A 24,395-nucleotide genomic window follows, 5' to 3' on the forward strand; every position below is an offset into this window, starting at 1 on the left:
CCAGGGTCAGAAGGGGACGCTCGCCCCCAGATAAGCGCTCAGCGAGCTGCGCGATTTGCGGCCCATTTCTGCCGATGCACCGCCGCGCAGGTCCACGCCGCCGAGGCTGCCAGACAAGCCGATGGCCACTTCTGCATAATCCGTGTCGCCATTGGCATAGCTGGAGGTGAAGGACACCGGCGCACCGCGCGGCGTAACCGTGAACTTCAGCGGATCGTCTTCGAATTCGCGGACGTAGCTCATGCGCATGAAGAAGCCGGTCCCGCTATCCAGCGGTGCGGATGCGACAAAGCCGGCGCGGCCGGTCACGCTTTCGTATTCCAGCTCGCCAAGCGTAAGCGAGGTCGAGAAATCGCCGCCTTCGGTGAAGCCGTCCACCTGGACGCGCTCGTAGGAAAGGCTGACTTCCGGGCCCAGCCGCACGGGCGAGGACAACAGGTCGAAGCCGACCGATGCCTGCGCACCGAACAGGTCGCTATCCACGTCGGACACCTGGCGGCGCACGGCCGGGCCAAGTGCGATGTCGCGCTTCAGATGCGTATCGCCCTGGCCGTAAGTCACGTCGGCCATCACGCGCACTGGCCCGAAGCCCGCGCGGGCGAAGCCGCTGATGGTCCATGTGTCGCTGTCCATCTGCCCGATATCGCCGCGCCCGGTCAGCGTGCCCTCGCCGCTGCGATAGCCCGCCGCGAGGCCGAAGCCGACGGTGTCGGACATGGCGTAATTCACGCCCAGCGTGCCGCTGACGGCGTCCTGCTCGAAGTTGGAGGGGAAGCTGTCGCTCGTCCGGTCATAGGCCGCATTGCCGAACAGCGAGAGGCCGCTGGAGGATGCCGCGCCGTTGCGCTGTGCGCCTTCGATCTGGGTGCGCTGCACGCGGATGGCGCGCTGCCCGTCCATCGCGATGGTGCCGGGCAGGGTGAAGCCGGTGAACAGGCTGGCAATGGCCTGCCCCTGGATCTGCTGCGTGATGCCAGCGGGGTGCACGTCATCTGCCTGCAGGTAAGTGCGGTTGGCGTCCGGCGTGACGTAGTCCTCTGGGCCGCAGGTCAGGGAAGAGCCGATGCAGGCCGTCCCCGTGGTGTTCACGATCCCGAAAACGCCGGGGTCGGCCACAATCTCGTCGAACAGCATCGCGGTGTCGAAGAACAGGACGTTGGACCCGTTGGCCGCCAGCGCAGCCTTGTATGTCGTGTTGAACAGGTCCAGGCCCGGGCTGTTCGACTGGATGGACATGGTGACGATTAGCGGCGCGCCGAGCCCTTCGAGGCGCTGCACCTGCCCGGCAAGCGCGGTGGCGGAGCCGGTCAGCAGTGTCGGATCGATGCCGCCGCCGGCCAGGAAGTTGAAGTAATCGTTCCCGCCGCCCTGGATATAGACGATGTCGCCCGGCCGGAACGTGCCGCCTGATGCCACGAAATTATCGATCTGCGAGGCGACCGGGATCGCCAGCGTGGACAGCGGGTTCGGCTGCACGATGCGCGCGCCGCCGACGGCGTAATTCGTACCGCCGCCGAGGTAAGCCGTCTTCAGGTCGTATCCCAGCAGGGCTGCAAACACTTCCGGCGCGACCGGATCGGGGTTGGTGGTGAAGCTGCCTTCACCGGGCGGCAGGGGGAGGAACTGCTGGAAATACCCGCCATCGGAAAGGCTGTCGCCAAATACGATGATGCGTTCGGCAACCGGCTCCAGCGAAGTCTGCGCGGCTGCGGGTACGGCAGCAAAGGCGGCCAGCGCCGTCCCGGCAGACAGGACGGCTTGCAAAATCTTACTCTTCAAAATTTCTCTCCCAATCGACCCTAGGATCGTCCCGGCAGCGATTCTGCGCGCTTTTGGCCGGGCGATCTGCCGGAAATAATGGCATTTCCCGCGCACCGCCCACAAGCGGAATTGTCGCGTTTGAACGCTTTTGGTCGATGATCCCGTTGCCGGTGGGCGGCCGGGAACAGGCGCTTTCCCTCGTGCCATGGGACTTTCGTCATCTACGCCGAGTGCCATATTTATCACACGAGTGGTGCCAAAAAACAATTATTCTTTCAAAGGGTTGGCAAGGCGCTGTTGCACCGCGACAGGGGCCGCCTCCAATCAAGGGAAATCTCAATGAAAACCAATGTTTCTTTCGCGCTGGCCGCGCTTTGCGGCCTGCTGTCCACCCCTGCCATGGCGCAGGACGGTGAATTCTCCATCGGCGTCCTGGCCGGCGCGGATAACGTCAAGGTCAAGGACGGCGGCTCCGAGACGGACGTGATGTACGGCGTCACTGCCGGTTACGACTTCAACCTCGAAGGCGGCCTCGTTGTCGGCCTGCAGGTCGAAGCTTCGGATTCCGAAGTGAAGGAAGTCGAGCGCGATGTGTTCTTCGCGGGCGACACCGTCACCACCGAAGCCACCCGCGACCTCTATGTCGGCGCGCGCGTCGGCTACCGCACGGGCCCAGCCCTGATCTATGCCAAGGCTGGCTATTCCAACGCAGGCCTGCGCACCAACTTCCAGCTCGGCACGGTGAACGAGACCGACAACGACACGCTCGACGGCGTCCGTCTGGGCGCCGGCGTGGAATATCCGGTTGGTGACATGTTCGCCGTTCGCGCCGAATATCGTTACACGGATTACAAGGCCGTGACCCTGCCGAATTCGACGGCCACGATCGACTTTTCGCGCCATCAGGGCGTGATCGCCGCGGTCGTGAAGTTCTAAGCCTTCGCGCTTCGCAGCTTGCTGCAAAGACAAGGAAGAGGCCCGCAATCTCGCGATTGCGGGCCTTTTCTGTATTCGGATTCGGGCCGATTAGGCGAGTTCGGGAATCTCCACCTTCTCCACCGCTTCGATCAGCGCTTCACTGAATGCGGGAATGTCATCGGGGTTGCGGCTGGTGATCAGATTGCCATCCTGGGCCACTTCCTGGTCCACGACATTGCCGCCGGCATTGGCGAGGTCCTTGCGCAGGCTGGGCCAGCTGGTGACGGTCCGGCCCTTCACGATGTCGGCTTCCACCAGCATCCACGGCGCGTGACAGATGGCCGCGATCGGCTTGCCCTGGTCGTTGAAGTCGCGGACCAGCTGCACGGCCTTGTCCTGCATGCGCAGGATGTCCGGGTTGATCTGGCCGCCGGGCAGCAGCAGCGCGTCGAATTCCTGCGCCTCGGCTTCGTCCAGCGTCAGGTCGACGTTTACGTCGCTGCCCCAGTCATTCTCATCCCAGCCGGTGATGCTGCCATCTTCCATGCTGACGACGACGGTTTCGAAACCGGCGCTTTCGAGGTTGGCCTTGGGCTTTTCCAGTTCGGACTGTTCGAAGCCGTCGGTGGCGAGGATCATGATGCGTTTTGGCACGGGGTATCTCCTGTTGGTTCTTGCTGCATCAACGGCTGTTGAAAGCGGTGCGTTCCCCGCTGTTCCACGGGGCGTGCGCGGTGTAGGGCGAGCCGCATGGCCGATTTGATCGACAACGAAAAAGACCCCTTCGACGCTATCGTGGACGCGCCTTTCGACAGCGCCCTGTCGGAACGGTATCTTGTCTACGCGCTCTCCACGATCACCGCGCGCAGCCTGCCGGACCTGCGTGACGGGCTGAAGCCCGTGCACCGCCGCCTGCTGTGGGCGATGCGGAGCATGAAGCTTTCGCCGGACAGCGCCTTCAAGAAATCGGCCCGCGTGGTGGGGGACGTGATCGGCAAGTACCACCCGCATGGCGATGTGGCGGTCTATGACGCCATGGTGCGCCTCGCCCAGCCGTTCACGCTGCGGTACCCGCTGGTGGAAGGGCAGGGCAATTTCGGCAATATCGACGGCGATAATGCGGCCGCCTACCGCTACACCGAATGCCGCCTGACGAAGACCGCCATGGCTCTGATGGAAGGGCTGGACGAAGGCACGGTCGACTTCATCCCGACTTACAATGGCGAGGAGCATGAGCCGGAGATCTTCCCCGGCATCTTCCCCAACCTGCTGGCCAATGGTGCCAGCGGCATCGCGGTGGGCATGGCCACCAGCATCCCCAGTCACAACGTGGCCGAAGTGGTGGATGCGGCGTTGGAACTAATCGACAATCCGCATGCCGAACATGCCCGCCTGATGGAGCTGTTCCAGGGGCCGGACTTTGCCACCGGCGGCCGGATCGTGGACAGCGCAGCGGCAATCTCGCAGGCTTATGAGACGGGCCGGGGCAGCTTCCGCGTGCGTGGGCGCTTCTATGCAGCCGACGCGGCGGATGCGGCGGACCGCGAGGCCGGGATCGAACGGATCAAGGGCGGCGGATACCAGCTGGTGGTGTCCGAAATCCCTTACCAGGTGCCCAAGGGCAAGCTGATCGAGCAGATCGCGGCGGCCATCAACGACAAGAAGCTGCCGATCCTGGAGGACGTGCGCGACGAGAGTGACGAGGACATCCGCCTCGTCCTGATCCCCAAGAGCCGCAATGTCGATCCGGAGCTGCTGAAGGAATCGCTCTACAAGCTGACCGACCTGGAGACGCGCTTCTCCCTCAACCTCAACGTGCTGGATGCCACCCGCACGCCGATGGTCATGGGGCTGAAGGAAGTCCTGCAGAACTGGATCACCGCGCAGATCGAGATCCTGCAGCGGCGCACCCAGCACCGGCTGGACAAGATCGCGCAGCGGCTGGAGCTGGTCGAAGGCTACATCATCGCCTTCCTCAACCTGGACCGCGTGATCGAGATCATCCGGACCGAGGACGAACCCAAGCCGGTGATGATGGCCGAATTCAGCCTGACCGACCGGCAGGCCGAAGCGATCCTCAACATGCGGCTGCGCAGTTTGCGCAAGCTGGAGGAAATGCAGCTGCGCGGCGAGAAGGACGACCTGCTGAAGGAGCAGGACGACCTTGAAAAGCTGCTCGCCAGCCCGGCCCGCCAGCGCACGCGCCTGAAGAAGGACCTGAAGGCGCTGCACAAGGATTACGGCGCGGATACGCCGCTGGGCCGCCGCCGCACGACCATTGCCGAAGCTGCCCCCACGGTGGAATTCAGCATGGACGCGATGATCGAGAAGGAACCGGTCACCGTCATCATGAGCCAGAAGGGCTGGGTCCGCGCGGCGAAGGGCCACGTGGAGCTGGGCGAGGATGGCTGCGGCGACTTCAAGTACAAGGACGGCGACGGGCCGGCCTTCGCGCTGCATGCGCAGACGACCGACAAGATCCTGCTCGCCGCCGATGACGGGCGTTTCTACACGCTGGGCGCGGACAAACTGCCCGGCGCGCGCGGCTTCGGCGAGCCGGTGCGCAACACGCTGGATATTCCCGCCGAGGCGCAGATCGCGGCGATGATCCTGCACGCACCCGGGCGGCAGGTGCTGCTCGCCAATTCGCTGGGCAAGGGTTTTGCCGCCGTGACGGACGAGCTGCTGGCCGAAACCCGTAAGGGCCGCCAGGTGGTGAACCTGAAGAACGGCGCGCGCCTTGCCGTGGTGCAGCCGATCGACGAGGCGGACGACCATGTCGCCGTGGTGGGCGAAAACCGCAAGCTGGTGGTTTTCAACCTCGAAGAACTTCCCGTCATGGGCCGCGGGCAGGGCGTGCAGCTGCAACGCTACCGCGATGGCGGCCTGTCCGATGCAAAGACGTTCCGGCTGGAGGATGGCCTCAGCTGGCAGATGGGCGGCAAGGGCGACCGGACGCGCACGGAAACCGACATCTGGCAGTGGAAGGTCGCGCGCGGCGCCGCGGGGCGCCTGCCGCCGCAGGGTTTCCCGAAGGACAACACCTTCCGCTAGGGAACTCTGCTTAGGCGCACGGTGCCAAGGCCTTGACCTTGCGGGCCTAAGCCGTGGCCATGACCGGCCCCAAACCCATCCCGCTTTCCGCCCAGACGCACCGGCTTGCCGGCCGAGTGCGGGTGTCTGTCACCTTTGCCCTGGCGGTTCTGGTGGCAGGCTTTGCCGGCTTCGGCCTCGCTGCGCTGGGGGCCGTGGCGATGGCCGTCATCCATTTCTTCGCGCGCGACGTGCGCCTTGCCCGTCATGGCCGGGGCATGGTGGCGGAACTGGCTGTCCGTAATGGCCGGCTCACCGAAACGCTGCATGACCTGGAGGAAAAGGTGCGCCTGCTGCAGTTGGCGGAAGCAGCCATGCATATGGGCCACTGGCGGCTGGACCTGACGGACGACAGCATGTTCTGGTCGGACGAGACTTACCGCATCCATGGCCTGCCCATCGGGCAGATCCCCTCGCTGGCCGATGCGATCGATTTCTATCACCCCGACGACCGCGCCATCGTGACGAGCGCGGTGGACGAGTCACGCATTACCGGCGAATCTTATCGCTTCCGCGCGCGCCTGATCCGGGCCGATGGCGCGATGCGCCACACCGAGGCGATAGCGATGGTTGAGATGGGCGAGGATGGCTCTCCCGCGGCCATGTTCGGCATCTTTGCCGACCGCACCGACGAGGTGGAGCTGCGCAACGAGCTGGTCGATGCGCGTGACGAGGCCCGCCGCGCCGCCAGCGCCAAGAGCGAATTCCTTGCCCGGATGAGCCACGAAATCCGCACGCCCATGAACGGCGTCGTGGGCTTTGCGGACTTGCTGCTGCGCGGAGAATTGCCCGAACAGCAGCGCCACCATGCCGAACTGATTGCGGAAAGCGGCAAGTCGCTGATGATGCTGCTGAACGATATCCTCGACCTGTCGAAGATCGAGGCGGGCGAGATGTCGCTGCATGTCGACAATGTGGACCTGCCGCACCTCGCGCGCTCCGCCATCCGGCTGGTGGAACCGGCTGCGCGGGAGAAAGGCCTGCACCTGGACCTGACCGTGGCGGACAGCGTGCCGCGCTACATCCGCGCCGATGCGTTGCGCCTGCGCCAGGTGGTCAACAACTTGCTGAACAATGCGGTTAAGTTCACCGACAGCGGCTTTGTTGCGCTAAGCCTGGATTGCGACGGCGACCTGCTGGAAATCGCCGTAAAGGACACAGGCATCGGCATTGCCGAGGAGGAGCAGAAGCTGGTCTTCGACGCATTCGGGCAGGCGGATGGCCCGGTTGCGAGCGAGCGCGGCGGGACTGGCCTGGGCCTTGCCATCTGCCACCAGCTTGCGGGCCTGATGAAGGGTTCGCTCACGCTGGCCAGCCAGCCGGGCATGGGCAGCCGCTTCAGCCTGCGCTTCCCACTGGTGAAGGCGAAGGTGGAGCCGGAAAGCCAGCGCACCGGCCCCAAATCCGCCAGCACCGGCAACTGGCAGGGCCGCGTGCTGCTGGCAGAGGATTACGACATCAACCAGATGCTGGTCGCTGCAATGGCGGAGGAAATCGGGCTGGAACTCGACATGGCCGAGAACGGGCGCGAGGCGGTGGACATGGCGCAGGCGGCAGAGGCCGCCGGCACGCCCTATGCGCTGCTGCTGATGGATTTGCAGATGCCCCAGATGGACGGGATAGAAGCGGCGGAGGCGCTGCGCACAGGCGGCATCGGCCCGGACCGGCTGCCGATTGTGGCGCTGACCGCTAACGCCTTCCCCGAAGATATCGAGAAATGCCTGGCCGCAGGCATGCAGGGCCACCTTGCCAAGCCCATGACGCTGGAAAGCTTCAACCGCGAAATTGCCCGCTGGCTGGAACGCGAAAGCGCCGCCGCCTGATCAGCTGCCGGGCTGGCCCGGCTCTGCCGCAAGCTGTTCGTCCAGCAGGGCGATGACGCGCGCCCGGTCCGGGAAGCCCTCAGCCACCCAGCGCCGCTCCACCGCCTGCAATATGCGCGATACGTCTGGCCCCGCCGCAATGCCGCGGGCCACGATTTCCCCGCCGCCGATGGGCAGGCGAGGCTTTTCCCAGCCCTGCAGGCTTGCCGGGCTTTCGCCAGCCTTCAGGAGTACGTCCGTCGCCGGCTCGATTCCTACGGCATGGGCAAGCGCGCGCGGCTTTTCCCCGCCATAGGGCTTTGCGGACAGCGCCAGCCGCTTCTTCACCGCATTGGATAGGCGCAGCTTGGCCGCGACCTGCTTCGCTACCCCCGCGTCCTGCGGCAGCAGGGCGGAAAGTCGCCGCACCGGATCGGGCGCGATGGTGAATTGCTGTTCCGCCGCGATGGTGGTGCGCAGCCGGGCTAGTTCGTCTGCGCCAGCCTCCGGCAGGATGACCCGTAGCACGCCGCGTTCCCGCATACGCGCCGTTGTTTCGGCGGGATCGGGCAGGCGCAGCAGGGCCATCAGCTCGCTCGCCACGCGCTCACGGCTCAGCCCCTTCATTGTCGCGGCGAGGTCCGCGCAAGCCTCCTCCGCCTCTTCATCCAATGCGCTGCCGAAGCGGGCCTGGAAGCGGTAATATCGCAGGATGCGCAGGTGATCCTCCGCGATGCGCTGGCGGGCATCGCCGATGAAGCGCACGCGGCCCGCCGACAGGTCGTCTCGGCCACCGAAATAGTCCGCGATCTCCAGCGTCTCGGGATGGGCGAACAGGGCATTGATCGTGAAATCGCGGCGCGCGGCATCCTCGCGCCATTCGGTCGCAAAGGCGATGGTGGCGCGGCGGCCATCCGTCGCGACATCGCGCCGCAGGGTCGTCACCTCGACCGGGCCGAGTGGCATGATGGCGGTGACCGTTCCGTGCTCGATCCCGGTGGGAATGGACTTGATGCCCGCCGCATCCAGCTGCGCGACCACCTCTTGCGGGTGTAGCTTCGTGGCAGCGTCGACATCGGCCACCGGCACGCCCAGCAGCCCGTCACGCACTGCGCCGCCGACCCAGCGCATGTTGTCCGCGCCCAGCGCAGCGACAAGCGCCGGGAGATCATCCCGCTTCGTCCACTCTGCTTTTGCCAGGTCCTGCATGCTCGGGTCGTTAGCCGACGAGTTCGCGCCATGCTAGCCGGTGCGTGAGGTGGCCGAGGATACCAGCGGTGATGCCCCAGATGCGGTGGCCTTCCCACATGATCTCCAGATATTCGCGCTCATGGCCGCGGAACAGGCCGGTCTTGGCGGTCTGGTTGGCGGGGTCCAGCACGTGGCGCAGCGGGGCCTCGAACCAGCCTTCGACTTCGCCGGGCTCGGGCCGCAGGTCGAGATTGGCCGGGACGACACCGATCACAGGCGTCAGGTCGAAGCCCGATCCGGTGATGAAGTTTTGCGCCGTGCCGACAAGCCGGACCGAGGGCCGGGGGATGGCAAGCTCCTCCTCCGCCTCGCGCAGGGCGGCGCCCACGGCATCCTCGCCGGGCTCCACCTTGCCGCCGGGAAAGGCGATCTGGCCGGGGTGGGCGGCCATGGTCTCGGGCCGCTGTGTCAGCAGGACGCCGGGGCCGCCATCGGCAGCCGGGCGGTCCGTCAGCGCCACCAGCACGGCGGCGGGGCGCTGCTGTTCGGCAAAGGCGCTGTCATCGCGCAGGCCCACGAAGCCCACATCGGCATTCTGCGCAAACAGGCGCGAGGCACGTTCGAAGAATGCGCTCATTGCGGCAGGAGGGAGAAGGTCGCGCCGTTGCTGGTGACATTCAGCGCCTCGCCGCCGGTCTCCAGCGCGTGGCTCGCGAGTGCCAGCCATGTCGACCGGTCCAGCCGCGCTTCGCAGCCGTGGCGCACGGCAAGATAGATCGCAGGCAGTTCGCGGCTGCCTTCGGCGCGCAGCGGATTGTCCGGCCCGGCCACCACAAGGTCATCGGTGTTCAGGCGAAAGGCGAGCGCGCCATCGTCCAGCTTCACATCGACCGCGATGAAGGCGGCATCTTCCACCTCGATCGTCTGGCGGCATTGCGGGGTGATAAGGAAATGTTCGCCGCCTTCGCCGCGCACCAGCAATGTCGAGAAGGCTCGCACCATGGCTGGGCGGCGGATGGGGCTGCCATCATGGAACCACGTGCCATCGGCTGCGATGCGCATGTGGCTGTCGATGGTTTCGGGCGGGTCCCACTGGTCGACGGGCGGCAGCTTGCGAGACTCCACGGCCTGCGCGATCTCGATCAGGGACATTCCGGCAAGGTCGGCGGGGGGTTCGTATGGCATGGTGTCTCCGATGCCATAACGGGCGGGGCCGGGGAAGGTTGCGAAGGCGCGTGTATTCGCCTCAGCGGCCCCACGGGCCGAGCATGCCCTCGCGCGGGAGCACTTCCGGATTGGCGCAACGCACCATCAGCCGCTCCGTGTCCCACGGGCCGGGGCAGCGCCAGCCGCCGGTATGCTGGGCGGAAAAGCCGAAGCGCGTGTAATATTCCGGGTCGCCGATCAGGACCTGCGGCAGCGGGGCGGCATCGTCCAGCGCGCCGAACAGAGCCGCCATCAGCGCATGGCCGAAGCCCTTGTCCTGCTGCTGCGGCAGCACGGCGACAGGGCCGACCATGACCAGCGGGAATGGGCGAGCATGAGGGTCGGTCAGGGCGACCGGCCAAGCCTGGATCGTGCCGGCCAGGTGCTCGCCTTCATCCAGCAGGGCGAAGCTGAGCGCGGGCAGCGGCTCCAGCCCATCGCGGATTTTGTAGGCCGTGCGTGCCTTGCGGTCAGCCCCGAAGGCCTGGTCGAGCAGTTCCTCGACCAGCGCGGGGTCCACCGCGTCGAGCGGGATCAATGTGGCAGCGTCTTCCATGCGGCGCGGCGCTTAGGCGGCAGCGCCCCGTGCGGCAATGCGAATTGCACTTGTCCGGGCGGCAGTGCAGCTATCGCCTTACCGGTTATCTCCGCGGCTCGACGCGCAGGAGGCGGGCCCTGTCACCATCCTCGATCACCCAGATCGCCCCGTCGGGGCCCTGGGCGATGTCGCGCAGGCGATTGGGGAAGGCGTAACGCGCCGTCTCCTTGGCACTCGTGCCGTCCAATTCGACCCGGACGATGTTCTTTTCCTTGAGGTTGGCAATCAGCGCATCGCCCTGCCAATCGGCGAACATGCTGCCGGTGTAGAAGATCATGTCGCCCGGCGCGATGACCGGGGTCCAGAAGGCAACAGGCTTGGTGAAGCCATCGTCCGGCGTGTGGTTGGGGATTTTCGTCCCGTTGTAATTGTCGCCGTTGGATCGGACGGGCCAGCCGTAATTCGCGGCGCGGGTGACAAGGTTCAGCTCGTCACCGCCAGCGGGGCCGTGTTCGAGGTCCCACAGATTGCCCTGCGGATCGAAGGCGAGCCCCAGGATATTGCGATGGCCGTAGGACCAGATCTGGTCCGTCGGGCTGCCGCGGTCGGCGAAGGGATTTGCGGCGGCGGGCGTGCCGTCCAGGTTCAGGCGCACGACGGTGCCCAGCGTGTTCGACAGGTCCTGCGCAGGCTCCTTCTTCTGCCGGTCGCCGCTGGCGACATACATGTATTGCTCGTCCGGGCTGAAGGCGATCTTGTGCGAATAATGGCCGCGGCCGGTTACCTTCGGGGCCTGCCGCCAGATGACCTGCAGGCCCTGGATGGCGCAGGCATCGGCTTCCTGGCACACCAGCTGCCCGCGGCCCACAACGGCCCCGCGCGTGTCGCCGTCACCGGCCTCCGCCCAGCTGAGGTAAATCGTGCGGCTGGAGATCGTGTCCGATGCCTCGGACGGCAGGAAAGCGATGTCGCCAAGCCCGCCCTGTCCGCCGTAATCGACCTTTGGCGCGCCGGAGATGGTGATCGTGCGGCCCGTGCGCGTGTCATAGGCCGCCATGCTGCCGCGCTGCATCGTCATCGCCACCACCGGGGTGCCCGGGACGAAGGCGAGGGACCATGGCTCCTCGTACGTGCCGTGCGCGCTGACGAAGAAGGGGCTTTCCTTCTCGAGGCTGACCGGCTCGCCAGCCGCCATTTGCGACCCTGCATCGCCCATCGGTGCGGGTGTGGAACTGGGCGCGGTATCCCCGGAGGAGGCACCTCCGCAGCTTGCCAGCATCAGGGCGAGGGGGGAAAAGGTGGCTGTGAGTGCTTTGCTATCCATGCTGTCCGGAACGCCGGACCCGCACTTTTGTGCCAGCCTTGCCGATTTGCCGCTGGTGGTGGGCGTGGACGAGGCCGGGCGCGGGCCGCTGGCTGGCCCGGTGGTCGCCGCCGCCGTGCTGCTGTGCGACCCGCCGCCTGCGGGGCTGGGAGATTCCAAAAAGCTCTCCGCCACGAAGCGTGCGAGGCTGGAGAATGCGATCCGCGAAACATGCGCCTTCGGCATCGGCATCGTGGAGCCGGAAGAGATCGACCGGCTCAACATTTTTGGCGCGACCATGCTGGCGATGACTCTGGCCACGGCGCGGCTGGCCGAGGCGCTGGGCCGCGATCCGCACGAGGTGCTTGTGGACGGCAACAAGACCCCCGCCGGGCGCTGCGAGGGCTGGCGCTGGCAGGGCCGCGCGATTGTTGGCGGCGATGGGCGGGAACCGTCGATAGGGGCTGCCAGTATCTTGGCCAAGGAATGGCGCGATCGGGCCATGCTGGCGGCTGCGCGGGACTATCCCGGCTATGGCTGGGACCGGAACAAGGGTTACCCCACACCGGACCACCGCGAGGCGCTGCGCACGCTGGGGCCAACGCCGCTGCACCGGCGCAGCTTCGCACCGGTCGCGCAGGCGATGTTGATATGACCGGGCGCGGCAGCGTGCCCACGACGGAAAGACGGGAAACAGGGTAATGGTAGTACGCACGGCAGCACGGTCCCTCAGGGACTTCCTGAAGGAAGAAAGCGCGGGCGGCATCGTGCTGATGATCGCTGCCGTGCTGGCGCTGATCCTGGCCAATTCCCCTCTGTCCGACGAGTATTTCGGAGCATTGGCCTCTCAGGTCGCGCTCACGGTCAACGGCGCCGGGATCGACAAGCCCGCATTGCTGTGGATCAACGATGGCCTGATGGCGATCTTCTTCTTCCTGGTGGGGCTGGAGGTGAAGCGCGAAGTGCTGACCGGCCAGCTGTCGAGCTGGAAGCAGGCGAGCCTCCCGCTGTTTGCCGCCATCGGCGGTATGGCGCTGCCAGCCGCCGTGTTCATCGCCATCAACATCGGCACTCCGGAAAACCTCAATGGCTGGGCCATCCCGGCGGCAACGGACATCGCCTTTGCGCTGGGCGTGCTGGCCCTGCTGGGCAACCGCGTGCCCGTGGCGCTGAAGGCGCTGCTGCTGGCCGTGGCCGTGATCGACGATATCGGCGCCATCGCCGTGATCGCGCTGTTCTATACCCCGTCCGTCGATGTCGGCGCCCTGCTGATGGCGGGCATCATGCTGGGCGCGCTGTTCGTGGTCGGGCGGCTGAAGGTCGGCCGTTCCATCCCCTATATCGTGCTGGGCGTCGTGCTCTGGTATTTCGTGCTGAAATCGGGCGTGCACGCCACGCTGGCCGGCGTTGCGCTGGCCATGACCGTCCCGCTGTATGACCGGCGCGGTAACAGCGTGCTGGAACGCATGGAGCATGCGCTGCACCCGTGGGTCGCCTTCATGGTCGTGCCCATCTTTGCGCTGGCCAATGCGGGTGTTTCGCTGTTCGATATCCGTCCGGAAAGCCTGCTCGCCCCGCTGCCGCTGGGCATTGCGCTGGGCCTGATCATCGGCAAGCAGCTGGGCATCGTGGGCTTTGCCTTCATCGCCGTGAAGACCGGCATTGCGACCCTGCCCAAGCATGTCGGCTGGAAGCAGGTGTGGGGCCTGTCACTGATCGCCGGTATCGGCTTCACCATGAGCCTGTTCATCGGCAACCTTGCCTTTGCCGATGCGGCCCAGATCGCGGCCGTGAAGGTGGGCGTGCTGGCCGGATCGCTGATCGCCGCACTGGCGGGCGTGCTGATCCTGCGCAGCGGCAAGCAGACTTATAGCGAATGACCACCACCATCCTGATTATCCTGGCCGCCCTTGCCGGGCTGGCGCTGGGCGGTGAACTGCTGGTTCGCGGCACGGTGGGCATCGCGCATCGCCTGCGCATATCCCCGCTGATCACCGGCCTGGTGCTGGTGGGCGCGGCCACATCCATGCCGGAAATGGTCGCCAGCGTTGACGCTGCGCTGATCGGCTCGCCCGGCATCGCATGGGGCAATATCGTCGGATCGAATCTGGCCAACACGCTGCTGATCCTGGGCACGGTTGCGCTGGTGACACCCATCGCGCTGACGGGACTGGGCCGCCGCGATGCGGTGGTGGCATTGATTGCCACGCTGATGCTGGCGGTATTGGCATGGACCGGGATTGCCGGGCGCATGGTCGGCGTGCTGCTGCTGGTGGCGCTGGTGACTTACATAATCTGGCGCGCCACCCACCCGCGCAGCGACGTGCAGGAGGACATGAAGGTCCCCCGCATCGGCCTCGCCGTCCTGCTATTCGCCGGCGGTCTGGCGGCTCTGCTGGCGAGCGGTCATTTCCTAGTCGAAAATGCTATCGTGCTGGCGAAGTTCGCAGGCCTCAGCGAAACCGTCATCGGCCTGACGGTGGTTGCCGTGGGAACCTCGCTGCCGGAACTCGCCGCATCGCTTGCCGCCGCGCGGCGCGGAGAGGCAGGGCTAGCCATCGGCAATGTCGTGGGATCCAACATCTTCAACCTGTTCCTGATCGGCGGGGCGACGATGACAATTGCCCCGCAGGCGCTGCCCGCCGACCTTGCCGGATCGCAGATCAACCTGCTGATCGCCAGCGCGGCCGTGCTGCTGCTGGTCCTGTGGCGGATGAAGGCGATCGGGCGCGTGCTGGGCGGCATTTTCCTGGCCGTGTTCCTGGCCAACATCGCCTGGCAGGTGGTCTGAGCGAAACTTTCGCGTTTCGCACTCGCCAGCGAGTCCTTCAGGCCACACCACTACATATCGAGTCCCGGAAAGGCGCGTGGACTCAACATGATGTGGCAGACTCCTTTCGTTCCGCGTTAACCATATCCTGCTAGAGCATCCGCGTGGCCGAATTGCCGCTTGACGGCTTAAGGCCAGCGCGGCCACCCTGTGGATAAGTCAGGGAAGGGATCGAGTGGGACAGGTTACGAAAATTCGCGCGGCCGAGGTCAAGACGCGCCGCGCAAAGGTGCAGGGCGTCGCCAAGGCGGACCTGCCGCTGGGCCGCATCCTGCCCGGCGATTGCGTGGCCGCGATGCGCAGCCTGCCCGATGCCAGCGTGGACCTGGTCTTCGCCGATCCGCCCTATAACCTCCAGCTTGGCGGCGACCTCAACCGGCCGGACGGCAGCCATGTCGACGCCGTGACCGATGACTGGGACCGCTTCGAAAGCTTCAAGACTTACGACGACTTTACAAAGGCGTGGCTGGCGGAGTGCAAGCGCGTCCTGAAGCCGGACGGCGCGCTGTGGGTGATCGGCAGTTATCACAATATCTACCGCGTGGGCGCGATCCTGCAGGACCTGGGCTTCTGGGTGCTGAACGACATCGTGTGGCGCAAGGCCAACCCCATGCCCAATTTCCGCGGCACCCGCTTCACCAATGCGCATGAGACGCTTCTGTGGTGTTCGCAGGGCGAGAAGGCGAAGTACCACTTCAATTACACCGCGATGAAGACGCTGAATGACGAGCTGCAGATGCGCTCCGACTGGACCTTCCCGATCTGCGGCGGGGCGGAGCGGCTGAAGGACGATGCCGGCCACAAGGCGCATCCGACGCAAAAGCCCGAGGCGCTTCTGTACCGCGTGCTGCTGGCCACCACCGAGGCGGGCGACGTGGTGCTGGACCCGTTCTTCGGGACGGGCACGACAGGCGCCGTTGCCAAGCGGCTGGGCCGCGAATGGATCGGCTGCGAGCGCGAGGACGGCTATCGCAAGGTGGCGCTGAAGCGCATTTCCAAGGAGCTGCCGCTGGACGAAAGCGCGCTCAAGACGATGCAGAACAAACGCGCCGCCCCGCGCGTCGCCTTCGGCGCGCTGGTGGAAGCTGGCCTGCTGAAGCCCGGCACCCAGCTCTTCGACAAGAAGCGCCGCTGGTTCGCCGAGGTGCGCGCGGACGGATCGCTGGAGCACGAGAAACTCACCGGCTCCATCCATCACGTCGGCAAGACCCTGCAGGACGCGCCCAGCTGCAATGGCTGGACCTTCTGGCATTACGAGGTGGATGGTCCAAAGGGATTGGATGTGAAGCCCATCGACGCGGTGCGGCAGGCTTACCTGCTGGGTATCGAGGATTGAGGAATGGTGCGTCATCCCGGCGTCCGCTGGGAGGGCGCCCCGGCAAGGTTTCCTACTGCCGAAACCCGCGCTACCCAGACTGCATGACCAAGTCCGCGACCCACCCGAAGTTTCCTTCCCCTGGACTGTGTAACACCTGTAACACCTTTCAGCTTCAGACCCGGAAGGCTGAACGATGAGTGCCGACCGTATCTACATCCAACCGCTCACGTTGGTTTCCGCGCCGCAGGGTGTGGAGGGGGATGCGCTGCGGCTGGGCGGCTCCATGGCCTATGCGCGCGAGTTCGCGGTTACGCTGGTGCGCGAGGACGTTATCGTCCAGCGCGACGTCATCACGCCTGCGGAGATCGAAGACGCGTTTCGCCGCCTGCCCGATGCGGTGCAGGCGGAAGCCGAGCTGCAATGGTCCAACCTCAGCCGTGTCCACGCGCCGATGCAGCTGGGGGAGCGCACGATCCGGCTGGACCAGCCGCAGGTCATGGGCATCCTCAACGTCACGCCCGACAGCTTCAGCGACGGCGGGGAGTTCATGGACAAGCCCGACGTCGCAGCCGAGCACGCCAGTGCCATGCTGGAAGCGGGCGCGGCTATCATCGACATCGGCGGGGAGAGTACCCGCCCGGGTGCGGCTGCCGTGTGGGAAGGCGACGAGATCAAGCGCGTCGTCCCGATGGTGGAGCGGTGCAGCGCCATGGGCGCGGCGATCAGCGTGGACACGCGCCGCCCCGGCGTGATGGAGGCTGCGCTGGAAGCCGGCGCGCATGTGCTGAACGACGTGTCCGCCCTGCGCCACGACCCGCGCAGCCTTGACTACGCGGCCAGCGTGGATGCGCCCGTTATCCTGATGCACGCACCCGGTCCCAGCACGGAGAACGCAGCCGAGCTGCATGACGGTGCGGACTACGCCAATGTCGCCTTCGACGTGTTCGACTGGCTGCGGGAGCGGCGCGATGCGGCGGTGGAAGCCGGCATCGCGGCGGAGCGGATCGTGCTCGATCCCGGCGTGGGCTTCGGCAAGTCGCTGGCCGACAACCTTGCGCTCATCAACGCGCTGCCGCTGTTCCACGCGCTCGGCCACCCGCTGCTGCTGGGGGCCAGCCGCAAGCGGATGATCGGCGCGCTGGGGCGGGAGGAGCCGGCGCATGAGCGGCTCGGCGGCTCCATCGCGCTGGCCATGAAGGGCACGGACGCGGGCTATCACCTGCTGCGCGTGCATGACGTGGCGGCCACGGTGCAGGCGCGCAACGTGTGGCGCGGCCTGCGCGATGCGGCGCTGACCGACTTCGGCGGCCTGCCGGACTGAGTTAGAGCCGGCGGCCTAGAGCGTGTAGCCGCCGTCCGTCACCAGCGCAGTGCCGGTGATGGAGGCCGCGTCTGCGGACAGCAGGAAGGCGATCTGGGCGGCAATCAGCTCGGGCGTGGCGAACTGGCCCAAAGGTGTTCCGGCGCTCGCCATGGCATCCAGCGCGGCCTGGCGGTCGCCGCCATGGTCCTCCACCAGCTGCTTGAAGAAGGGGGCCGTGTCCCAGATTGCGGTGTCCACGCCGCCCGGCGCAATCGCATTCACCCGGATGCCGCGCGGGGCGACCTCCTTGGCGGCGACGCGGGCCAGCTGGATCGTCGCGGCCTTGCTGGCGGCATAGGCGGCGATGCCGGGCTCGGCCTTCACACCCGTGGCGCTGGCCGTCAGCACGGCGCTGCCGCCACGGTCCATCGCAGCAAGCGCGGTCTTGAGCGAGAGGAACATGCCATCGAGGTTGACCGCCATGACGCGGCGCCAATCGGCAAAGTCCAGCTTCTCTATCGGGCGGCCATGCGCGATCCCGGCATTGAGCACGGCGTGATGCAGCGGTCCGGTATCGAGCGACGCCCAGAAGTCCGGGTCCGAGACATCGGCTGCGTGGCGCACGGTCTCGCAGGTCAGGTCCAGCGCATCCAGCGCGTCCTTGTCCCGGTCGACCAGGATGAGGCGCGCCGCGCCCCGCTCCGCCAGCGTGACCGCGCAGGCGCGGCCGATGCCCGATGCGGCGCCGGTGATGATGCAATTGGTGTCTTTGAAGTCGTTAGCCATGCAGGCCGCGCTAATGCGCTCAGGCGGCGTTGTCGATGCCCAGGTCGCCAAGCTTGCGGTAAAGGGTCGAACGCCCGATGCCGAGGCGGCGCGCGACTTCCGTCATGCGGCCACGGTAATGCCCGATGGCGAGGCGGATGACATCGGCCTCGATCTCCTCCAGCGGGCGGAGATTGCCGTCGTCGGTGTAGAGCTCCACCCCGACACCGGCATGACCGCCGGTATGCGCGACCTCCTCCATCTCGCCGACGATCTCGGTCAGCTGCGGGAAGTCCTCGGTGGTCAGGGCATCGCCATCGCAGAACACGGCGGCGCGGAAGAGCACGGCTTGCAGCTGGCGGACATTGCCGGGCCAGTCGAAGGCGGCCAGCAGCTTCAGCGCGGCATCGGTGATGCCCAGCTCGCGCAGGCCCGGCTGCTCACCGATCTGGCCCAGGAAGAAGCGCGTGAGGGAGGATATGTCGCTGGTGCGGGCGCGCAGCGGAGGCAGCTCCACCTTGGTGGCGGAGAGCGCTGCGGCCAGGTCCTCGCGGAAATTGCCGGTCGCCACCAGATCGTCCAGCGGGAGGTTGCTGGCGGCGATGAAGCGTACATCGACCTTGAAGCCATGCTTCGCGCCAACCGGGCGGACGAGCTTGCTGGTGATTGCCGTGGCGAGCCGTTCCTGCAGGTCTGCGGGCAGGTGGTCCACCTCGTCCAGCACCAGCGTGCCGCCATCGCAGTTCTGGATCGCGCCCACCTGCCGGTCGAATGCGCCGGGGAAGGCGCCTTTCTCGTGGCCGAACAGCACGCTCTCGATGGAATTGGCCGGCACGCCGCCGACGTTGATGATGCGGAAAGCCGTCTTGGAGCGGGGCGAGGCGCCGTGCATGGCGCGCACCAGCATTTCCTTGCCCGTGCCGCTTTCGCCTTCGATCAGGACCGGCCCGTGCCCGCGCGCCGCCTTGGCCGCCTTGGCCAGTGCATCGCGGAAAGGCGGGGCGGTGCCGATCATAGAATCGAAATCGAGATCCGCCGGCATCTTCTCGGTCAGCGGGGTCAGCTCGTCCTGCGGGGCTTCGCGCTCGGTCGCATTGCGCAGCGCCTGCATCAGCCGGTCCGGGGCGACGGGCTTGACGAGGTAATCGGTCGCGCCCGCGCGCATCGCTTCCACCGCCAGCAGCGGGCTGGCACTTTGCGTTAGCATCAGGATGGGCAGGCCGGGGCGGCGGCTTTTCAGCTCCGCAATCAGTTCGCAGGCTTGGTCGCCCGGAACCCACTGGTCCAGGATGATGGCGGACAATTGCATGCCCTGCCGCGTACCAAGCGTGGCGATGGCGGTTTCGGAATCGCTGACGACATGCGTGCGCCAGCCCTCGCGGCCCGCAAGCGCACTGATGAGCCGGCTCTGCGCCGGTTCATCGTCGATCAGCATCAGAGTACGCTGTTCCGTGTCGGCCATTGGGTCCCCACCTGTCGGCAATCTTGAACGCCGGTGTTAGGGATAAGTCGTAAAGGTCCGATTAAACGGGCCTTGAGCCGCGCCGCGCGGAGCGATAGGGTCCGGACCAGCAAAATTACCGATTACAACTACCGGATACGGGGAAACCGATGTCAACGAACGATATGAAAGCCGCCTCCAAGACTTACGGCAGCTTCATTGCCTCGCTGAAATGGATTGTGCCGCTGCTTGCCGTGATTACGGCCTTCGTCGTTATCCTGATCGCCTGATCGCAGCAAAGGGGGGCAAGGGATGCGCATCGCGGTACTGAAGGAAACGGCTGCGGGCGAACGCCGCGTGGCCCTGACCCCCGAAACAGCAAAGAAATTCATCGCGCTGGGCGCGGATGTCGCCGTGGAAAGCGGCGCCGGCGAAGGCGCCTCCATCTCCGATGCGGATTACGAGGCGGCTGGCGCTTCGGTCGCCAGCGCCCCTGCCGTGGTGAAGGACGCCGATATCGTGATGGGCGTGCGTGCGCCCGATCCGGCCAGCCTTTCCGGCGCGAGCAAGGGCGCGATGGTCGCGGCCATGTTCGATCCCTTCGGCCAGCGCGATCTGGTGGATGGTTATGCCAAGGCCGGGCTGGAAGCGCTTTCCATGGAATTCATGCCGCGCATCACCCGCGCGCAGAGCATGGACGTCCTTTCCAGCCAGTCCAACCTGTCGGGTTACAAGGCGGTGCTGGCTGCGGCGAACACCTACGGCCGCGCTTTTCCGATGATGATGACGGCGGCGGGCACGATCAGCCCGGCAAAGGTCTTCGTGATGGGCGTGGGCGTGGCGGGCCTGCAGGCTATCGCCACGGCGAAGCGGCTGGGCGCGCAGGTTAGTGCGACGGACGTACGCTCCGCCACCAAGGAACAGATAAAGTCGCTGGGCGCAAAACCGATCTTCGTTGAGAATGTCGCGGGGATCGAGGGTGAGGGCAGCGGCGGCTATGCTACCGAAATGTCGGAAGAATACCAGAAGGCGCAGGCCGAACTGGTGAGCGAGCACATCGCCAAGCAGGACATTGTGATCACCACGGCGCTGATCCCGGGGCGGCCCGCACCGCGCCTGATTTCCGACGCGCAGATTGCCAGTATGAAGACCGGCAGCGTCATCTATGACCTTGCCGTGGTGCAGGGCGGCAATGTGGAGGGCGCCCAGGCCGATACGCCGGTCGTGAAGCACGGCGTCACGATCATGGGATACTCCAACACGGCGGGCGAACTCGCTCCCGATGCCAGCGCGCTCTATTCGCGCAATCTCTACAACTTCCTCTCCGCCTTCTGGGACAAGGAGCAGGGCAAGCCCATCCTCGACGAGGAGATCGGCGATGCCGTGCGCCTGACACAGGGCGGCAAGGTCGTGAACGAAAGGCTGAATGCATGAAGTGCGTGATTGTAATGGCAGGCCTGTGCGCGGCCCTGGCAGCGTGCAATTCCTCCGATGGCGCGGGCTATACCGCCATGCAGGCGCAGGAAGGCGCGGCCATGCGCTTCGAGGCGCGCGACGTGGTCGGCATGCTGAACCCCGTTTGCCCCTACACCACCGACCCCGCTCAGCAGGCGCGGTATGAAGAGCCCAAGGCGCGGTACGAGGCGGTGAAGGAATGGGTCGATGGCAAGCCGCTGGCGACCGATCTTGCTGCGGTGGAAGCGGACTATGCCTATTACTGGACGATCAACCAGGCGACGTGCGGTAGCCCCGACACGCCGGAAACGATCGCAGAGCTCGATCGCAACATGCAGGTGCTGGACCAGCGCCTGACGCGGATGGAAGAGCTTGCCGGAATGATGTGATTTGGCCGCCTGCGCTGGCCCGATACCGGGCATCAGGCGCGGGCCGGGGAGGGACGAGACTTGGACTTTATCAGTATCCTGTCGATATTCGTACTGGCGTGTTTCGTCGGCTATTACGTGGTCTGGTCGGTAACGCCCGCCTTGCACACGCCGCTGATGGCGGTGACCAACGCAATCTCCTCCGTCATCATCGTGGGCGCGCTGATTGCCGCTGCGGCCGCGGGTAGCCCGGTCGCCAAGTGGCTGGGCCTGGCCGGCGTGGTGCTGGCGAGCGTGAACATCTTTGGCGGCTTCGCCGTCACGGAGCGGATGCTGGCGATGTACAAGAAGAAGGAGAAGAAGTGATGGGTCGCTTCCTCTCCGTCGCACTCGCGGCATCCCTGTTCACCTCCCCCGCATATGCATCGGGCGGCAGCACTGGCACGAACCCCTGGGTCGCGCTGGCTTACCTGATCGCAGGCGTCTGCTTCATCCTGGCGCTGCGCGGATTGTCCAACCCGGCCACCAGCCGCAAGGGCAACCGTTACGGCATGGCCGGCATGCTGATTGCCGTTGTCACTACGCTGGTGACGCACAGCATAGCCAGCCTGCCGGAAATCCTTGCCGCCATCGCCATTGGCGGGGCCATCGGCTTCGTCATCGCGCGGCGCATCGCCATGACTGCGATGCCGCAGCTGGTCGCCGCCTTCCACTCCCTGGTCGGCCTGGCTGCCGTGCTGGTTGCGGGCGCGGCTTATGCCAATCCGGGCGCGTTCGACCTGCTGGTGAATGTGCCGGGCACGGAAGGCTGGCCTGCCGAGCGCTTCATGATCGACCCGGTCAGCCGGATCGAGATGGCACTGGGCGCGGCAATCGGCGCGATCACATTCTCCGGTTCCGTCATCGCTTTTGCGAAACTCAACGGCAACATGTCCGGCGCGCCGATCATCCTGCCCGCGCGGCACTGGATCAACCTGGGCACGCTGGCGGCCATCATCGGCCTTTCGGTCTGGTTCGCCTTCTTCATCACCACGCCGCTGCCGGGCTGGCTGTTCCCGACTATCATCCTGCTGGCCTTCATCATCGGCTTCCTGCTGATCATCCCGATTGGCGGGGCGGACATGCCGGTGGTGGTCAGCATGCTGAATTCCTATTCCGGCTGGGCGGCTGCCGCGATGGGCTTCACGCTGGGCAATACGGCGATGATCATCACCGGTGCGCTGGTTGGCGCATCGGGCGCCATCCTGTCCTACATCATGTGCCGGGCCATGAACCGCAGCTTCATCAGCGTGATCGCCGGCGGCTTCGGCGCGGCCGATACGGGCGGCGACGGGGAGGCGCGCGAGCAGCGCCCCTACAAGCAGGGCAGCGCGGACGATGCGGCCTTCATGCTGCAGCAGGCCGAAAAGGTCATCATCATCCCCGGTTACGGCATGGCCGTGGCGCAGGCGCAGCACGCGCTGCGCGAAATGGGCGATGTGCTGAAGGAGAAGGGCGTGGAGGTGAAATATGCCATCCACCCCGTCGCAGGCCGCATGCCGGGCCACATGAACGTGCTGCTGGCCGAGGCCAACGTCCCCTATGACGAGGTGTTCGAGCTGGAGGACATCAACAGCGAATTTGCCCAGGCGGACGTCGCCTTCATCATCGGCGCGAACGACGTGGTGAACCCGGCGGCCAAGACCGACAAGTCATCGCCCATCTACGGCATGCCCGTGTTCGAGGTGGACAAGGCCAAGCAGGTCTTCTTCATCAAGCGGTCCATGGGCGGCGTGGGCTATGCCGGGGTCGACAACGACGTGTTCTATATGGACCAGACCATGATGCTGCTGTCCGATGCGAAGAAGATGGTCGAGGAAATCGTCAAGGCGATGGATTGACCCCCGGCAGGAGCTGGCATGCGAAAATTGCTGATCGGACTGGTCGTTCTGGCCCTGATTGCCTTCGCGGCGTGGCGCCTGTGGGGCGGCGTCGAGGACTATGGCGCGGCGCGTATCGAGGAAGAACTGGTGTCGCGCGGCGTGCCCCAGCCGGTTGCCGCCTGCATGGGAGAGCGCATGGCCTCGCGCCTCTCGCCGCTGCAGCTGCGCAAGCTGGAACGGCTGCGCCCGCAGGACGGCGAAACGCAGATCCCCGCCTCCATGGGTGAGCTGATGACGCGCATCCGCCGCATCGACGATCCCGAAATGGTGGAGGTTACTATTTCCTCGGCCGCGACATGCGCATTCTCCGCCGGCTGATCGTGGTTTAAAGCGTGGAACCATAGCTGCTCACCCGCGGTTCACCCTGAAACGGCATTCATGCATTCTTAGGCAAGCTTTCGAGGGGACAGCGTGCGCAAGCTGGGTATTATCGGCGGGATGAGCTGGGTTTCGACCCGCATCTATTACGATCGCATCAATGAAATCGTGCAGGGCAAGGCCGGGCGTAACAGCTCTGCCCCGCTGGTGATCGAAAGCCTCGACTTCGCGCAGCTGTACCGGCTGCAGGACGATGCGGACTGGGACCGCGCGGCCGATGTGCTGTGCGAGGCGGCGCGCAATTGCGAACGCTCCGGCGCGGGCGCGCTGGTGATCGGCGCCAATTCGATGCACCGCGTCTATGACAGGGTTGCCGCAGCCGTCGGCATCCCGGTCATCCACATCGCCGATTGCGTGGGCGAGGCGATGGCCGCGAAAGAGACCAGCAACGCCGCAATCCTGGGCACGCGCAATGTAATGACGGAAAGCTTCTTCCGCCGCCGCCTGGTCAATCACGGGGTGGACCTGATGCCGCCGGACATGGCCATCGTGGAGCAGTTGGACCATATCATTTATGACGAACTGATCGCCGGGAAGGCCAGCCGCGATGCCGAGCGCGCGCTGAAGAGCATCATCACCGTCAAGCAGCAGGAAGGCGCCGAGGCCATCGTGCTGGCCTGCACGGAGCTGGCACTGGTGGTGGATGTGGACGCCAATGTCCTGCCCATCTTCGATTCAACGGAGATCCACGCGGCCAAGGCGGCCCAGTGGATACTGGGTGAAACCGAAGTCGACCGAAGCGGGGCTGCGGCGCGGTAAAACTGCCTGCGTTCCCCGGCTGTTCCCGTTGTCACTGGATGCCG

The 24,395-nt window shown here is 65.8% G+C and carries 23 protein-coding genes; 14 read left to right on the top strand and 9 right to left on the bottom strand.

Annotated features, from left to right (window positions below):
* Positions 1-6: 6 nt before the first annotated feature.
* Positions 7-1,779, bottom strand: a complete 1,773-nt coding sequence (locus tag A6F65_RS05840; RefSeq protein ID WP_169817010.1) for an autotransporter outer membrane beta-barrel domain-containing protein — start codon at positions 1,777-1,779, stop codon at positions 7-9.
* Between the two features lie 321 nt (positions 1,780-2,100).
* Between A6F65_RS05840 and A6F65_RS05845 the strand changes: the two genes are divergently transcribed.
* Positions 2,101-2,697, top strand: coding sequence for an outer membrane protein (locus A6F65_RS05845; protein WP_067786769.1), 597 nt, complete (start codon positions 2,101-2,103; stop codon positions 2,695-2,697).
* A gap of 90 nt (positions 2,698-2,787) precedes the next feature.
* Here the strand turns inward: A6F65_RS05845 and A6F65_RS05850 are convergent, their stop codons facing one another.
* The gene (locus A6F65_RS05850) at positions 2,788-3,333 is read right to left on the bottom strand and encodes a type 1 glutamine amidotransferase domain-containing protein (protein WP_067786771.1); all 546 of its coding nucleotides are present in this window, start codon (positions 3,331-3,333) and stop codon (positions 2,788-2,790) included.
* Between the two features lie 96 nt (positions 3,334-3,429).
* Between A6F65_RS05850 and parC the strand changes: the two genes are divergently transcribed.
* Both parC and A6F65_RS05860 read left to right on the top strand, forming a co-directional pair.
* Positions 3,430-5,733 (top strand): DNA topoisomerase IV subunit A, encoded by a 2,304-nt coding sequence (parC, locus tag A6F65_RS05855; RefSeq protein ID WP_067786773.1) that lies wholly within the window; start codon positions 3,430-3,432, stop codon positions 5,731-5,733.
* A gap of 59 nt (positions 5,734-5,792) precedes the next feature.
* On the top strand, positions 5,793-7,595 hold the full coding sequence (locus tag A6F65_RS05860) for a PAS domain-containing hybrid sensor histidine kinase/response regulator (protein WP_067786775.1): 1,803 nt from the start codon (positions 5,793-5,795) through the stop codon (positions 7,593-7,595).
* Here the strand turns inward: A6F65_RS05860 and A6F65_RS05865 are convergent, their stop codons facing one another.
* From A6F65_RS05865 to A6F65_RS05885, 5 genes are all read right to left on the bottom strand, one after another.
* Entirely contained in the window at positions 7,596-8,783 is a 1,188-nt protein-coding gene (locus A6F65_RS05865) for a CCA tRNA nucleotidyltransferase (RefSeq protein ID WP_067786777.1), read from the bottom strand.
* Positions 8,784-8,793: 10 nt separating this feature from the next.
* Positions 8,794-9,402 (bottom strand): NUDIX hydrolase, encoded by a 609-nt coding sequence (locus A6F65_RS05870; protein WP_067786779.1) that lies wholly within the window; start codon positions 9,400-9,402, stop codon positions 8,794-8,796.
* Positions 9,399-9,950, bottom strand: a complete 552-nt coding sequence (locus A6F65_RS05875) for a DUF1285 domain-containing protein (protein ID WP_067786781.1) — start codon at positions 9,948-9,950, stop codon at positions 9,399-9,401. The genes A6F65_RS05870 and A6F65_RS05875 overlap by 4 nt, the downstream gene beginning before the upstream one ends.
* A 61-nt stretch (positions 9,951-10,011) precedes the next feature.
* Positions 10,012-10,527: a GNAT family N-acetyltransferase gene (locus tag A6F65_RS05880; protein WP_067786783.1), complete on the bottom strand. Its 516-nt coding sequence runs from the start codon at positions 10,525-10,527 to the stop codon at positions 10,012-10,014.
* A gap of 85 nt (positions 10,528-10,612) precedes the next feature.
* Positions 10,613-11,833: a PQQ-dependent sugar dehydrogenase gene (locus tag A6F65_RS05885; RefSeq protein ID WP_067786785.1), complete on the bottom strand. Its 1,221-nt coding sequence runs from the start codon at positions 11,831-11,833 to the stop codon at positions 10,613-10,615.
* On the opposite strand from A6F65_RS05885, the gene A6F65_RS05890 reads away from it, so the two are divergent.
* The 5 genes from A6F65_RS05890 to folP all read left to right on the top strand — a co-directional run bounded on the left by A6F65_RS05890 (position 11,832) and on the right by folP (position 17,281).
* Positions 11,832-12,467: a ribonuclease HII gene (locus A6F65_RS05890; RefSeq protein WP_067786787.1), complete on the top strand. Its 636-nt coding sequence runs from the start codon at positions 11,832-11,834 to the stop codon at positions 12,465-12,467. The two genes, A6F65_RS05885 and A6F65_RS05890, sit on opposite strands and share 2 nt — an antisense overlap.
* A gap of 46 nt (positions 12,468-12,513) precedes the next feature.
* A complete protein-coding gene (nhaA, locus tag A6F65_RS05895; protein ID WP_067786789.1) occupies positions 12,514-13,692 on the top strand; it encodes a Na+/H+ antiporter NhaA in 1,179 nt (392 codons plus the stop codon).
* Positions 13,689-14,603 carry a calcium/sodium antiporter gene (locus A6F65_RS05900; protein WP_067786792.1) on the top strand — a complete coding sequence of 305 codons (915 nt, stop codon included), beginning with the start codon at positions 13,689-13,691 and terminating at the stop codon, positions 14,601-14,603. Before nhaA ends, A6F65_RS05900 begins: the two co-directional genes overlap by 4 nt.
* 232 nt (positions 14,604-14,835) lie before the next feature.
* Positions 14,836-15,978: a site-specific DNA-methyltransferase gene (locus A6F65_RS05905; RefSeq protein WP_067790180.1), complete on the top strand. Its 1,143-nt coding sequence runs from the start codon at positions 14,836-14,838 to the stop codon at positions 15,976-15,978.
* A gap of 175 nt (positions 15,979-16,153) precedes the next feature.
* A complete protein-coding gene (gene folP / locus A6F65_RS05910; protein WP_067786794.1) occupies positions 16,154-17,281 on the top strand; it encodes a dihydropteroate synthase in 1,128 nt (375 codons plus the stop codon).
* 15 nt (positions 17,282-17,296) lie between these two features.
* Here the strand turns inward: folP and A6F65_RS05915 are convergent, their stop codons facing one another.
* Positions 17,297-18,049, bottom strand: a complete 753-nt coding sequence (locus tag A6F65_RS05915; RefSeq protein WP_067786796.1) for an SDR family NAD(P)-dependent oxidoreductase — start codon at positions 18,047-18,049, stop codon at positions 17,297-17,299.
* A gap of 19 nt (positions 18,050-18,068) precedes the next feature.
* Positions 18,069-19,490, bottom strand: a complete 1,422-nt coding sequence (locus A6F65_RS05920) for a sigma-54-dependent transcriptional regulator (protein ID WP_067786798.1) — start codon at positions 19,488-19,490, stop codon at positions 18,069-18,071.
* Positions 19,491-19,781: 291 nt separating this feature from the next.
* On the opposite strand from A6F65_RS05920, the gene A6F65_RS05925 reads away from it, so the two are divergent.
* The 6 genes from A6F65_RS05925 (at position 19,782) to A6F65_RS05950 (ending at position 24,351) form a co-directional block, all read left to right on the top strand.
* Positions 19,782-20,903, top strand: a complete 1,122-nt coding sequence (locus A6F65_RS05925) for an NAD(P) transhydrogenase subunit alpha (protein ID WP_067786800.1) — start codon at positions 19,782-19,784, stop codon at positions 20,901-20,903.
* Entirely contained in the window at positions 20,900-21,313 is a 414-nt protein-coding gene (locus tag A6F65_RS05930; RefSeq protein ID WP_157093071.1) for a hypothetical protein, read from the top strand. Before A6F65_RS05925 ends, A6F65_RS05930 begins: the two co-directional genes overlap by 4 nt.
* Before the next feature lie 60 nt (positions 21,314-21,373).
* Positions 21,374-21,658, top strand: coding sequence for an NAD(P) transhydrogenase subunit alpha part 2 (locus A6F65_RS05935; RefSeq protein WP_067786804.1), 285 nt, complete (start codon positions 21,374-21,376; stop codon positions 21,656-21,658).
* Positions 21,658-23,172 carry an NAD(P)(+) transhydrogenase (Re/Si-specific) subunit beta gene (locus A6F65_RS05940; RefSeq protein ID WP_083989266.1) on the top strand — a complete coding sequence of 505 codons (1,515 nt, stop codon included), beginning with the start codon at positions 21,658-21,660 and terminating at the stop codon, positions 23,170-23,172. Before A6F65_RS05935 ends, A6F65_RS05940 begins: the two co-directional genes overlap by 1 nt.
* 18 nt (positions 23,173-23,190) lie before the next feature.
* On the top strand, positions 23,191-23,532 hold the full coding sequence (locus tag A6F65_RS05945; RefSeq protein ID WP_067786806.1) for a hypothetical protein: 342 nt from the start codon (positions 23,191-23,193) through the stop codon (positions 23,530-23,532).
* Between the two features lie 93 nt (positions 23,533-23,625).
* Entirely contained in the window at positions 23,626-24,351 is a 726-nt protein-coding gene (locus A6F65_RS05950; RefSeq protein WP_067786808.1) for an aspartate/glutamate racemase family protein, read from the top strand.
* Positions 24,352-24,395 lie beyond the last annotated feature (44 nt).

Source organism: Paraurantiacibacter namhicola (assembly GCF_001687545.1).
GTDB classification, from domain to species: domain Bacteria; phylum Pseudomonadota; class Alphaproteobacteria; order Sphingomonadales; family Sphingomonadaceae; genus Paraurantiacibacter; species Paraurantiacibacter namhicola.